Source organism: Bacillus gobiensis, assembly GCF_001278705.1.
GTDB classification, from domain to species: domain Bacteria; phylum Bacillota; class Bacilli; order Bacillales; family Bacillaceae; genus Bacillus; species Bacillus gobiensis.
The window spans coordinates 1,841,228-1,854,872 of sequence record NZ_CP012600.1; the positions used below are offsets into that span (position 1 = coordinate 1,841,228).

The following is a 13,645-nucleotide window of genomic DNA, read 5'->3' on the forward strand; positions in this document are numbered from 1 at the left end:
CCCATATAGAAAAGAAGCCTATAAGTTAGAAAATGTAATTTTTTTCAGAATATACAATATTCTACGCATGGTACAAGTATAGCATAGTTAAAAAATAAAGGTTTATATTGTTTTATTCCAAAGACTTGTGATAAAAATCAAGGATTACATCAAAAGGCAGGTTTGCATCAGCTTTTTATTAAGGATATAGGTACGAATGGTGGAGTAACTTCCTTTTATTCAGAACCGCAGACATTAGTGTAACTTTATCTTGCGTCATACCAAAAACTTATGACAAAATCATATTGAAAACCTAATGATTACAGAAGAATAGAAAAGATTTCAAAAGACAAATAACAAACACCTTTCATTGGTAGGAGGTGTTTTAGATTTGACCATGAATTCTTCTTCAACCTTTCTCGCCCGTTCACGTACAATCCTTCACAATCTCATCTATATTTTAAAATAAATACCCAGTTTTCTTTAAAGGTGTTGTTCAACAATCTGGTCTTAAAACAGAAATAAGCGCTGACCCTTGTTACAGGAAAGCGCCCTATTGTTGAATAAAAAAGAAAACTCTTTTCACATCCATTATATTGATAAATTACAGTATAGATTTCTTCTTTTATTAAACAATAATTGTAAATAATATATTTCTTTTCTATAACAATTTACTAAAGTAAACAATAAATGTATTATTAACTTGTTCAATTAAAAGTTGAGGTACAATTAGATAGAAAACATAAAAGATGAGTAGGTGACTTAATTTGATTGAGGTAAAAGCCTCTACACTAAGTAATGGAGAATTTAATAGAGGGGTATTCGCTACATGCGATATAGAAAAAGGGGAACTTATACATGAAGCACCTGTCATTCCTTATCCTAACGACCAGCATAAATACATTGAACAAACAATACTCACTGATTACGTTTTTGAGTATGGAATAAACCACACTGCAGTCGTTCTTGGTTATGGAATGCTGTTTAACCATTCATATGAACCCAATGCAACTTATGATATTAATTTTACAAATCACACGTTTGTATACTATGCTTTTACAGATATAAAAGCAGGAGAAGAAATTCTAATAAACTATAATGGCGATGTTGATGACAATGACCCACTTTGGTTTAATAAGGTTTAAAATAAAAAAATAATCAAGCGCATCCTCTCTTAAAGAAAGCGCCCAATCGTAATATAAGGTTAGCCAGTTTTATTAATGTACAAATCAGATAAATTACCAATTAATGGTTTATAATAAAGCTTGTACAAGATTTTTAGATAAAGACTTTTATAAAGCATTGTTGTTAATTTCTTTATTGTCATAATTGATCATGTGTTGCTTTAGAATAATGTTTGATCAATTTGATACTAATAACCTTGATAAACGAACAAAAAGAAAGAGCGTGTTTTGAAAAAAAATTGATCAAAACACGCTCTTTCTTTTATTTAGGCTAAACAACATATCGCATGCCTCAGAACCCTTTTTATAAAAATCACAATATACGTAATGGTTTCCCTTTTGATATGAAAAATATCATATAGAAATAAAGGGTTCTTATAGAGTTTTGATGAAATTTGTTATTTTTGACTTAAAAAAAGGAAAGTAATATTTATAGAAAATTTTTAAGGATAAAAATGAATGTAGAAATAGAATGACTATCAATGATAAGAAAAGAGGGAACTTATATATGCTAACAAATGATTTAGATTTCCGATTAGAACCACGTTTAAAAGAACTGTATGAACAACATAAAATAAGAGCGCAAAAGATAGACTGGGGTTATCATGAGTTTTTACCTTGGGATAAGGGAATGGACTTTAAAAGAGTTCCTTGGGACGAAAGTCAAGTTACTCTTCCTTCTGGTGTAATTACAGCCATTGAAACAGCTTTATTAACAGAAGTGAATTTGCCATGGTTTACAACTTATTTATCTGCGACTTTTAAAGGGTCCCTTTCTGTTATTACAGACTTTATTCATACTTGGACTTCAGAAGAGGATCAACATTCGAATTTATTGGAGACATATTTACTACTCACTCGGAGTGTGAATCCTAAACGATTACATGAATTAAGAAAGTCAGTCGTTGAGGGTGGATTTGAGCCTGATTTTCATACGCCAATCGAAGCGATGACATATACGACGCTACAAGAACTTGCAACGATGGTGTTTTACAATAATGTAGCCAAGGTTTCAAGTGAGCATGATCCAGATCTTGCTACATTATTACGCCGTCTTGCCAAAGATGAGACTCTTCATTATGCATTTTACCGGGATGTCATTCGAATACATTTGGAATTGGAACCTAATTATTGCTATCATATTGCCAATGTGATTATGAATTTTAAAATGCCAGGTGCTGTTATGCCTGATTTTGAAAATCGAATGGCTGTGATTGCAAAAGAAGCTAACTATGGGCCACTGCAATATTTTGATCAAGTACTTGATGTAGTAGTTGATTATTGGGGGTTAAAAAACTTAAGACCAATTGCACCTCTAGCTGAAAAAGCAAGAATTGAGATTTTGGAGTACCACGCAAGGTTGAAAAAAATACGGGATCGATTTGGTCGTTTTCAAGGAAAAACTGATCTATGTTAATTAGCCGAGGTTTCAGGATATACACGGAACAATTGACCTTCCCTTTTATTGGGAATCCGACACGTTCCCTATTCTTTTGATATTGTTTTTGCTTGATCTGATTTTCAAAGAAAAAGTTATTGACACCAAAGATAAACGCATGATAATATTAAATATTTGATAAAAAAACACATATGTGGTAACCTTAAAAAGGATCATATATGGAGGTGGATTATGTTTCAAATTGGCGATAACATTGTTTATCCAATGCACGGAGTAGGTATAATTGAAGCCATAGAAGAAAAAGAATTCTCAGGGGAAAAACAACAGTATTATGTCATAAAAATGTCAATCAGTAATATGCAAGTTATGATTCCAACGCGTAAAATATTGAGTTCAAGTATACGACCAGTTACTGATATACTTGCATTAAAACACATCATACACATTTTTCAGCATGGAGAATCAGATAGATTTCTACCGTGGAAACAAAGGTATAAAGTAAACACGGACAAAATAAAAACGGGTGAACTACAGGAAGGTGCTGAAGTTGTACGTGATTTAATGCGCATGAAGAAAGAAAAAGCACTTAATGCAAGCGAAAAAAAAATGTTGGATAATGCATATGAATTTTTGATTAGTGAACTGGAAGTAATTAAAGGAATTACTGAAAAACAAATAAAAAGTTTCTGTTAAGGTTAATTATAGATAATGTATTCATCCCAACAAATATTCTGAATTTTTCGGTAATATTATGATTAAAAGTAAATCATTTCAAAACATTCAACTTCTTCAACTTACTTTTAGAACATTACCTCTTTTGTTATTTCTACAATCTAATCCATTTTTATTATTTAAACTTCTTCTACGAACATTTGAAGTTTTATCAAAAAACTCGATAAAATAATCACTTGATATTTGTAATACCGATTCACACTGGCACGGACAAGGAGCCGTAAGGATGGAAGAGAGGTAGGGCTTTCATTGTTTTAGGTATATCTAAGTGATTATTTCTAGAAGAAAAAAACAATCAATCTCACCTCTATCTTTAAGAATTTCTTACATCCACTGTGACAGTGAATAGCACGCGAGTTGGCAACATCTAAATATATGGTCAACGATAAAAAATGACGGAATTTCTAGAACTAGAAACCATTTATCCATTTTAAAAGTCCCTCCAAACGGAAGGGCTTTTTTGATTACTCTTTTGTAATATACGAAGAAATGCCTTACTTTTTAAGTTCCTTGGTTAGTTTTTCTGCATTTTCTTTATCTTTAAATGCACCCGTTTGAACCTTATACAATTCCTCTTTATTATCGTCTTTCTTTGGTGGTCTTAACTCATGAACAGACTTGCCAGTGGTTGCTTTTACAATCGCATTAGCAATATCGTTCATTTTTGTATTTAGGATTTTCATATCGTTTTGCTATCAATAAAACATACCTCGATCAAAATGGCAGGAGCTGATGTATGGCAAATGTAAAATGTCGACTTTAGGAAAGCGTATAAGAGCGCTTAGAAATGATAAAAAATAACTCAAAAAGAGTTAGGTAAAATTTTAAAAGCTTCGGAAAGCACTATAGGCATGTACGAAAGAGATAAAAGAAAACCAGACTATGATACATTATTGAAAATCGCGGATTTCTTCGAGGTATCAACTGATTACCTTATAAGAGGCGAAAGTTATCGTCAAACTGCAGAAAGAATAGTCGACAATCCTGAAGTAAAAGTGGCAGCAAGCGATGGAGAATTTACTAAGGAAGAGAAAATCAAGATGCTAGAATGGTTGCTCGAAGCTGAAAGAGGACGTAAGCCTGGGGATGAACAGAAAAAGAAATAATGCAAAAATCCCTGGGCTTCAGTTCACCCAGCATATAGATGATACATAACTAAGTGAATTTTTTTATTTAAAAAATAGGGTTTTTGACCCAGATATATTAACCTACACATTTGAAAATTATGGGTGTTCAACTCCATTTATTTATAGCAAGCTCCCATCCAGCGTATCACTCTAAATGGATCTTGATAAAGATAATTATGCTTGTGAACGATAAACTGATTTAAAAAAGAGCCCGAATTAGGGCTTTTCAATTTATTTGCAATCTCTTAGAATAATACTTACGAATACTTTTTTGTTAGCCCCATCACTCTAATGTGGTAGGGCTGTTCTCTTTAATCAAACATCTGATTCAAGCGCTTATTCCCTTTTTCAGCACCGGTCACTATCTCATCAATCAATTCTTTTACAGTTGGAATATCGTTGATCAGGCCGATGACTTGTCCTGCCCATCCGAATCCTTCTTTTTCGTTTCCTTCGTAAATGTAGCTGCAATTAGCTTTTCCGCTGATTACCTCTCTTAAATCTTCGTAGGTTTCACCGGCTTTTTCCCGGGCAATTATTTGCTCAGTGTAATCTGACCTCAGAACGCGACCCGGTGATCGCAAGCTCTTTTTGATGATTACAGTATCCGTTTCATTAGCTTCAATAATCGCGTTTTTGTACACATCCCCAGCATGAACGCATTCTTTCGTGGCGATAAAGCGGGTTCCCATTTCGATTCCTTCTGCTCCGAGTGAAAGTGCTGCTAAGAATCCTCTTGCATCTCCAATTCCTCCGCTTGCCAGCACAGGGATGGATACTGACTCAACGACTCGCGGTATGAGAACCATTGTTCCAACTTCATCCAATCCTAAATGGCCGCCTCCTTCATTCCCTACAGCCATTACGGCATCTGCGCCAAGTTTTTCAGCTTTTTGCGCTTGTCTAGTGTTTGCAACCAAAACGAGTGTACGGATGTTTTCATCTTTCAGCCGTTCAAAAATCGGTGTCGGGTTTGCCCCGGTGATCTAGATAACAGGTACCTTCTCTTCAATGGCAACCTCGAGAAGGTCGGCGTAAGATTCCTCATACTGTCTGCCAATGGCGAAGTTGACACCAAACGGTTTATTGGTCAATGTTCGTATTTTTCTTATTTCATTTCGAAGCTTTTCCGGGTCTTTTAGAGACATCGCTGTAATTTGTCCGAGCCCTCCAGCATTAGAAACCGCAGCTGCAAGGTCGGCATAGGCTAAATAAGCGAGACCTCCTTGTACGATCGGATATTGAATTCCCAATATTTTCGTCACTCGTGTTTTCAATTGCTGACACTCCCTTAATTATTTGCTAAAAAATAATCTACACCTGTTCAAAAGGTAAGCTCACACTAACCTTGATTAATCAAATCTTCATAAAAAAACAATTATATCTACTAATCTCTTGAATCTGTGGTGGATATTTTATCTCTTATAGACCGCCAAATATGTATGATAGTGCATTTGATTTTATAAGTATAAACTCTATGAGTAATACCGAAGTAATGACTCGCAACCATTGTTTCTTATTCATTTTTAAAACTAGAAATAATATGATTACTGCCAAGATATCAAACCCAAGAGTGATTACAAACATATAAAAAAACGGATAGCCCTCTGAAACTAACAAACTAATAGGCAGTGCGGCACATAACGCTGCAATCCATCCGTTTCCTCTGCTAAACCATACGATATAGGCTCCTATTGGCGATGCTAACGCAATTAGACCCCAACGGATAAAGTAATAGGTTGGGAAAAAACCAAATAACCACATTGAAAAAATATAATATATCAACAGCATTCCGACAAAGAATACAAAAACTTTTAACGCTCCAATTCTCGGATTCCTGCTCCATACAGCAATAATTGTAGCCAACAGAATCCATATACCTAATCTGGTGGTTATATCACTGATAACACACCATACATTTCCAATTATCCCGTTTGACGGAATCGTATCGCTATATTTGGCTTTAAAGCCAAGAAGCATGCCTAAAGCAAATAATGACAGCAATTGTAAAGTCTTTTACTGTATTGTTGCTGAAGCCAATTGCTCTCCCCTTATTTTGTTCAAAGTTTCTTTTTTAAACAAATACAAAGACCTCCTCGTCCACGATTACACAATATTCACCAAAGCAAATGAAAGGTGTATGTGTAGTTATTGTTATTAATACTATGATAAATACAAATCTTCTTTATGATTGCAAAATGAATTATTCTAAATATAACAAAGATTCAAAAGGAGGAGAATAAATGGAAAACGTAAAAGTACTAAATAATGATGTAGTTATCCCTTCAACAGGAATCGGTTTATGGCAGGTCAGGAACAAAGATCAAGTAGAAACGACTCTCTCTCACGCTTATGAGACAGGTTACAGGTTAATCGATACCGCAGCAGCATACGGGAATGAAAAGGAAGTCGGGAAAACAATTAAGAATCTCGTCCTGCCGAGAGAAGAACTATTTATAACTACTAAACTATGGAATTCAGATCAAGGATATCAATCTACATTGCAGGCGTTTAAGAAAAGCATGAAGCTCCTTCAGCTTGATTATTTGGATCTATACTTAATTCATTGGGCTGTTCAAGATAAATTTTTAGATAGCTGGAGAGCGATGGAGAAATTATATGAAGAAGGATATATCAGAGCCATCGGTGTATGTAATTTCCAAATCAGCCATTTGGATCAACTGATTTCCAATTGTAATGTGCTGCCTGTGATCAACCAAATTGAATATCATCCTTATTTAGTCCAAAATAATTTACACGATTATTGTCTAAACAAAAACATACAAGTAGAAGCATGGAGTCCATTAGGGCAAGGCAGTCTTGTACACGATCGTTCTCTTTTGGCTATAGCTGAAAAATACAATAAATCAGTTGCACAAGTTATCCTTAAGTGGCATATGCACAAAGGAATCATTCCTATACCTAAATCTTCAAACCCTAAAAGAATCAAGGAAAATTTTAATATTTTTGACTTCTCACTTAATAATGAAGATATTGTTTCAATTAACAAATTAAACGAAAATCGCCGGTTTGGACCGCATCCTGATCACTTTCATTTAGTATTTGGATAAGTGGAGAATGATTTCATTCGCATTATTAAGCATTTTATCATTCATTTTTGAAACACCGCTGGATTGAACAAATAAATCTAAAATAGCTAAAAATGAAAAAGCTGCCTGTCTCACAGGCAGCTCCCACTTATCATGATGGGCTGAGATTTTGATAAATGATATCTGTGTTGAAAAGTTCATAGATATAGAACCAGCATGAATTGTTTTTCACGATCTTGTATTTTTTCAAAGGAGATCTCTTGCCGATCGTAAATCCAAATGATTTGATTTGTTGCGGACTAATCCATCCGCTAAACAAAATGTCTCTTCGATACTCTGTACTTTTAATTAACTTTCCAATAGGTACTTCACCATTATTTAAGTCAATCGATAAACCGTTTGAGAAAAGAGACAAATCATAATATACGATGTTTTCAGAGATCATCTCATTACCGATCATTAAACTGGTTCTTCTTTTGATAAACGGTCCATTACCGGTAAATGCTATTTTCACCTCTGGAGGCAATTGTTCTTCCGGAACGACCGTATGGCTGATTAATTGCAGCTCCAGTTCAGATTGAGTCATGCTTTCCAACGCTAATGTTGTCGAACCGTCAATTTTTAAAAGCACATTTAAAAGAGGTTCAAGCAGAACGCTTTGTTCTTTTTGTGTCGTGCTCATGCCGTGCCCTCCTTTATGATGTTACAGCGGCAACGCTTGCTGTTTCATTTTTCAGGATTTGCGCAAGATATTTTTTATAGGTTCCATTAGGCATGGCGGAAATATTTTTCGTTAACGTATCTATTGAGATATAACCCATTTTATACGCAATTTCCTCCAAGCAGGCAATTTTGTTTCCTTGTCTTTTTTCCAACGTTCCGACAAAATTGCTTGCATCTAACAAGCTATCGGGCGTTCCTGTATCAAGCCAGGCACTTCCGCGGCCAAATAACTTTACCTTCAGCTGACCTCTTTGCAAATAATACAAGTTGACATCGGTGATTTCCAGCTCGCCTCTAGCGGAAGGAGTCAGTCCTTTGGCAATGTCAACGATTTTATTGTCATAAAAATACACACCAGGGATGGCATAATTAGATTTAGGGACTTGAGGTTTTTCTTCGATATCAATTACATTGCCTGCCTGATCAAAGCTTACGACTCCATATCGCTCAGGGTCATTCACTTGATAGCCGAACACGATGCCCCCCTCTTCTAATTCTGTGCAATCCTTCAACAATTTAGAGAAACCGTCCCCGTAAAAAATATTGTCGCCTAATGTAAGGCATACAGAATCTCTGTTAATAAAGTCTTCAGCAAGAGTGAAGGCTTGAGCAATTCCCTCTGGTTTTTCTTGTTCGATATAAGTGATTGAAAGTCCCAGATGTTCACCGCTTCCGAGCAATTGTTTATAGGACGGTAAATCTTTTGGTGATGATATTAAAGCGATCTCCCGAATGCCAGCCAGCATTAACGTAGATAACGGATAAAAAATCATTGGCTTGTCATAAATGCTCATTAAATGTTTATTCGTCACTCTTGTTAGAGGGTAAAGACGGGTGCCATTCCCTCCTGCTAATAAAATTCCTTTCATCGATTGCCCACCTCTCTATTAGAATAATTAAGCTTGATCCAGCCTTGATAATCGCCAGAGCTGACTTTTTCTATCCAATCTTGATGGTCCAAATACCATTTAACGGTTTTCTTCATTCCGGATTCAATCGTTTCTTCCGGAGACCAGCCTAATGTATTTTTGATTTTGCTTGCATCAATCGCATATCTGAAATCATGTCCAGGCCTGTCTTTCACATAAGTTATTTGTTCTAAATATCTTGATGAGTCAACCCCTGTGAATGCTGAAAGATTATCGGCAATCACACGGACGACTTCAAGATTCGTCAATTCGTTGTTGCCACCAACATTATAAGTTTCTCCGACCTCACTATTGTGAATGATGTGCCATATCGCTTGACAATGATCCTCCACGTACAGCCAATCTCTAATATTTTGCCCGTTTCCATATATAGGTATAGGTTTTCCGTTTAGAAAATTGGAAAGTGTCATCGGAATGAGCTTCTCAGGAAATTGATAGGGACCATAATTGTTTGAGCAATTTGAAATTGTCACCGGCAAATCATACGTATGAAAATAAGCACGCACTAAGTGATCACTGCTTGCTTTTGAAGCAGAGTAAGGACTGTTGGGATGATAAGGAGTTGTTTCAGTAAAATACCCTGATTCTTTCAAACTCCCATATACTTCATCCGTGCTTACATGATGAAAAAGGCAGTGTTCTTTATCTTTCCAAAAATTCCTTGCCAGCTCCAGCAAATTGAATGTGCCAAGAATATTTGTCTTCATAAAATGAAGAGGGCTTAGAATGCTTCTGTCAACGTGGCTTTCAGCTGCAAAATGAATGATGACATCAGGGTTCCATTCACTGAATACTTGTTTCAAGCCATTATAATCTTGAATATCGACATTTCTAAAATGATAATTTTCGTGGCTTTCTATGTTTTCAACATTGAGTAAATTCCCGGAATAGCCAAGATTATCTATATTTATAAAGATGTCATCTTTTTGCTTGGGGACAATATAATTTAAAAAATTTGCTCCGATAAAGCCCGCCCCGCCAGTTACTAAATAAATCACTATAATTCCTCCTTTTGGAATTCGTATGTGCAGTTTGATTTATTACGTAATGATCGCAACCCAATAAGGATTTAGATTTCTTTCAAGCATATAAGAGGCTTGCAAACAGATAAATCCTTCATCTGTCGTATCAGACGGTGCGTTAATCGCTCTTGAAAATCCGCCGTCTTTAGACTGGTGCTGACTGAGCCAGGTTTTACATTCTTCCAATTTCTTTGGCAATTCTCCCAATAGGTAAAGGGCGGCTATCGCGTGATAGCTTCCAACAAAACTTTCGACCGATCCCGGCTTGTACATAAATCCTCCAGTATCTGTCTGACAGCTTTGCAGCCATTGGATGGTCTTGTTTAATTCAGCTGGTTGATGTTCTAAAACCAGGATGGTGTCGACTGCACGAAAAACTGAAAAGGTATCTGAAGGTGCATTCGGCCTTACACCATAACCTCCGTCATCGTTTTGGCAGGAAGCACAAAAAACTAAACATTCCGCTTCATCTAATGGCTTCGTTCCTAGTGCGTGTAAAGCTAATACCGCTAAATTTGTATGCCACACGTCACTTGGATAACCTTTCGAATTTCCAAATCCACCATCAGAATTTTGGCAATTTTGAATAAATTGTATGCATTTTTCTTTATTCGGTACACTTGATCCTAAGATGAAAGCAGTCAAGACGACACAATAAGTGGTGAACACCTCACTCAAATGGCCCGCTTGCTCTGCAAAGCCCCCATCTTGATTTTGGCAATCAAACATTCCTTTCAGAATCGATTCTCTGTCTTGTTCTGTGATCTCTTCACCCATTACTGTAAGATCTGAAACAACATGCAAGGCTGAAAAGTTTTGTGGAGAAGTATCAGAACGAAAGCCCAAAGGTGACCGGTAAGGCGTGAGTCCGAATCCTGAACCTGATCTTGTCTTACTCAGCCAAGATAAATATAGAGCTTTATCAATTTGCAAATTCATTTCTTTTCCATATGAAACCTTTGTTAAATCAAAATCCAATTGCTTTACATCAAGAGGTGATTTTTTCTTATACTCTGTTGTGGTGTTGCGTCCTGGGACGATAGATTGACTCAGACTGTAACAAAGCAAGGTGAGAGCTTGGGTTTTCGTGTGCTTTTCGTGGAGCGGAAGGTAACCCGTATTACCAGCGTAGAACGCCCCGGCTGTATGATGCGGTACCATAAAATGACGAATGAGAGGGACTGTCGGGTCTACTGGTGTAGAAAACCAATTGCCCTGACCGATGAATACGCCGCCGGACTCATCAATAAACCGGCTGACTTCCGAAGCCAACTCCTGAGTCAGCATCTGAAAAGATTCATTAGGATATAACTGATGCAATTGATCGGCGCATAATAGTAACAACGTCTGATCCATAGTTAATTTCACTGGAAACGGAGATTCTTCATTTCCGTAATACGATTGAAGCGGGTCGACCTTCACTTTTCCTGATACATCGCTTTTATTCCAATACCCGCCCAAAAACGGATGCTTAAAACGGTCAGTGATATACATAAAATACTGCTTCGCTTTTTCAAATAACTCTTCATTTTCTAATAAACGCCCAGCTTTGATGAATGCTAATGCCGCAGCTGCATGGGAAAATGCTTTTTTGCCCTTGTTTTTCATCGGTGTTTGATCAATTAGCAAATTTTCGTACAATCCTCCGAAATCTTGATCTTCAAAGTATGCCAAGTTTTTCACAAAGATGTTCAAAAGATTTTTATACTCTTGATCTTCTGTGATCTGAAAGGCCTTTTCTGCAGCGAACATCCCGTAAATAAAACTTAAAACCGATTTGTCATAACTAATAGGTTCATTTAATTGCTCATTCAAAATCGAAGGCGCGTTCTTAGATAGAACTTTTTCATTGATAAGCTGAAAGAGCGATAGGCCTTTTTGGATCAGCATTTCATCCTCTACATATTCACCTAATCTCAACAAACCATAGGATGCCAACAGTTGAATATGCGTGTGCCTAACTCTTCCTACACTATGCACAATACCAAATCTATCAATCATTTCATGAAAAGACCCCGTCGAATCATCATAAAACTTATTTAAAATGCTCACCATCTCTTGCAATGAATCTTTTTCTGCTCCTGCTTCGGCAAGCGCAATGAGAGCAAAGATTTGATCTTCCAAACGCTTATCATCACAGACAATATTATCTTCGCCTTCGATTGCTGTATAGAACCCGTTCCATTGTTTGTCATACAGACGCTTGATTAAGAATTCTTTTATTGGATCTGCTGTCAGTACTGTCGACATGTTTCACACCTCAATTTAAAATTTTTTGGTTTTCTTGAAGAGCAACACTTAATATATAGTCAGAAGCTTTTGAAGCTCCATTTGAATCTTCATATACATTTTTATAAATCGATGTGACCAGATCTTTATTGTTTATCGTACTATCAACTTTTTCAACCAATGAATCGAGGTCAAATCCGTAATGTGTTTGATAGCCCAGTTTGTCGAGGCGAAGATAAGCTTCTGCTTCATGGTATTCTTTGAATGATGCTAAGCAGAAAATTGCCGGTATCCCCATAGCTGAGATTTCAGTAACAGTGATCCATCCAGGATGAGAAAGTAAAACATTGCTCTTTTTCAGGAGTGGAATCCAGTTACTTATATAAGGCAAGGATAAAATACCTTCAGGAACCACTAAATTTTCTCTGGCCAACAATACCATTTGAGCTTGCGGATAATCTTTTTTAATTTTCTGAAACATATCAATGTATAAATCTAGTAATTTTTTCTTGTTTTCTTTGAACATTGTAGTACCACTTACAGTAGCAGTGATTAACGGGAATGCTTCCTCGTTTATGCCTAAAGATGAGAGAAATGATGGATCTTCTTTTTGTTCGATCGATCTGATCATAGGACCGACAAAATGGGCTTTACCCTCATCAAAAAATGTCTTGATTAATGAATTACGATCCATTTCTTCTACATATGGTTTATCAGTAAGTATAAGCTCAGTGTTATTTCCTAACCATTTAAACAACTCGTTCATTGACGTTCTGGCGGAATCGAGCTCAGCCTCATTTAAACGGAAGCCGCCTTTTTTTAATAATTCATTAGAAACATCAACCAACGTAAAATTAAATCTTTCAGTGACAAAAACATGTTTAATGTTAAGCATACAAGCAGCAATGCTGGCATTAATATTGTAATCGCTAACGACTACATCAGGTTTGTTCTCAGAAAATAAGGACATGTATTTCAAAATGACAGACCCGTTAAAAAAGGTATCTGAAAAATATTGATTAATCATTGTTTGCCACGTAAGCTCTTCTTCCAGATGCGATTTTTTCGAATAATTTACGACTCTTTCAGGATTAAAATTGATCACTTGTGCTCCGATGTTCTCAATTAATGGCGTAAACGTGTCTTGAAGAGAGCTAAGCACGATTGTTACATCTGCGTCTTTATTCTCTGTCAGCTTACAGGCTATCGAATACATCCTCATATTGTGGCCGGTTCCTGTAGGATTCGGAACCATAAAAATTTTAGTCATA

General features: G+C 36.2%; 12 protein-coding genes and 1 pseudogene. 5 read left to right on the forward strand and 8 right to left on the reverse strand.

The features are described 5' to 3' along the window. The first annotated feature begins 746 nt into the window (after nucleotides 1-746). The 3 genes from AM592_RS09200 to AM592_RS09210 all read left to right on the forward strand — a co-directional run bounded on the left by AM592_RS09200 (nucleotide 747) and on the right by AM592_RS09210 (nucleotide 3,255). Nucleotides 747-1,124: an SET domain-containing protein gene (locus tag AM592_RS09200; protein ID WP_053603526.1), complete on the forward strand. Its 378-nt coding sequence runs from the start codon at nucleotides 747-749 to the stop codon at nucleotides 1,122-1,124. A 547-nt stretch (nucleotides 1,125-1,671) separates the two neighbouring features. Continuing rightward, a complete protein-coding gene (locus AM592_RS09205) occupies nucleotides 1,672-2,580 on the forward strand; it encodes an acyl-ACP desaturase (protein WP_053603527.1) in 909 nt (302 codons plus the stop codon). A 213-nt stretch (nucleotides 2,581-2,793) separates the two neighbouring features. Next, the gene (locus tag AM592_RS09210; RefSeq protein ID WP_053603528.1) at nucleotides 2,794-3,255 is read left to right on the forward strand and encodes a CarD family transcriptional regulator; all 462 of its coding nucleotides are present in this window, start codon (nucleotides 2,794-2,796) and stop codon (nucleotides 3,253-3,255) included. A 533-nt stretch (nucleotides 3,256-3,788) separates the two neighbouring features. Here AM592_RS09210 and AM592_RS09215 read toward each other — a convergent pair. Beyond that, the gene (locus AM592_RS09215; RefSeq protein ID WP_053603529.1) at nucleotides 3,789-3,977 is read right to left on the reverse strand and encodes an SPOR domain-containing protein; all 189 of its coding nucleotides are present in this window, start codon (nucleotides 3,975-3,977) and stop codon (nucleotides 3,789-3,791) included. A gap of 168 nt (nucleotides 3,978-4,145) precedes the next feature. On the opposite strand from AM592_RS09215, the gene AM592_RS09220 reads away from it, so the two are divergent. Further along, nucleotides 4,146-4,400, forward strand: coding sequence for a helix-turn-helix domain-containing protein (locus AM592_RS09220; protein ID WP_053603530.1), 255 nt, complete (start codon nucleotides 4,146-4,148; stop codon nucleotides 4,398-4,400). Nucleotides 4,401-4,732: 332 nt separating this feature from the next. Here the strand turns inward: AM592_RS09220 and AM592_RS09225 are convergent. Further along, nucleotides 4,733-5,698: pseudogene (locus AM592_RS09225) on the reverse strand (NAD(P)H-dependent flavin oxidoreductase). Between the two features lie 145 nt (nucleotides 5,699-5,843). After that, a complete protein-coding gene (locus AM592_RS09230) occupies nucleotides 5,844-6,425 on the reverse strand; it encodes a DUF6518 family protein (RefSeq protein ID WP_053603531.1) in 582 nt (193 codons plus the stop codon). A 239-nt stretch (nucleotides 6,426-6,664) separates the two neighbouring features. Here AM592_RS09230 and AM592_RS09235 point away from each other — a divergent pair, with 239 nt between their 5' ends. After that, entirely contained in the window at nucleotides 6,665-7,492 is an 828-nt protein-coding gene (locus AM592_RS09235) for an aldo/keto reductase (RefSeq protein WP_053603532.1), read from the forward strand. Nucleotides 7,493-7,622: 130 nt separating this feature from the next. Here AM592_RS09235 and AM592_RS09240 read toward each other — a convergent pair whose 3' ends face one another. Genes AM592_RS09240 through AM592_RS09260 form a run of 5 tightly spaced genes read right to left on the reverse strand, consistent with a single transcriptional unit; the run spans nucleotide 7,623 to nucleotide 13,644 of the window. Continuing rightward, the gene (locus AM592_RS09240) at nucleotides 7,623-8,153 is read right to left on the reverse strand and encodes a chorismate pyruvate-lyase family protein (RefSeq protein WP_053603533.1); all 531 of its coding nucleotides are present in this window, start codon (nucleotides 8,151-8,153) and stop codon (nucleotides 7,623-7,625) included. Between the two features lie 13 nt (nucleotides 8,154-8,166). Beyond that, nucleotides 8,167-9,063, reverse strand: coding sequence for a glucose-1-phosphate thymidylyltransferase RfbA (gene rfbA / locus AM592_RS09245; RefSeq protein WP_053603534.1), 897 nt, complete (start codon nucleotides 9,061-9,063; stop codon nucleotides 8,167-8,169). Next, nucleotides 9,060-10,121, reverse strand: a complete 1,062-nt coding sequence (rfbB, locus tag AM592_RS09250) for a dTDP-glucose 4,6-dehydratase (protein ID WP_053603535.1) — start codon at nucleotides 10,119-10,121, stop codon at nucleotides 9,060-9,062. The genes rfbA and rfbB overlap by 4 nt, the downstream gene beginning before the upstream one ends. Nucleotides 10,122-10,163: 42 nt before the next feature. Then, a complete protein-coding gene (locus AM592_RS09255; RefSeq protein ID WP_053603536.1) occupies nucleotides 10,164-12,395 on the reverse strand; it encodes a prenyltransferase/squalene oxidase repeat-containing protein in 2,232 nt (743 codons plus the stop codon). A gap of 10 nt (nucleotides 12,396-12,405) precedes the next feature. After that, nucleotides 12,406-13,644, reverse strand: coding sequence for a glycosyltransferase (locus AM592_RS09260; protein WP_053603537.1), 1,239 nt, complete (start codon nucleotides 13,642-13,644; stop codon nucleotides 12,406-12,408). Nucleotide 13,645 lies beyond the last annotated feature (1 nt).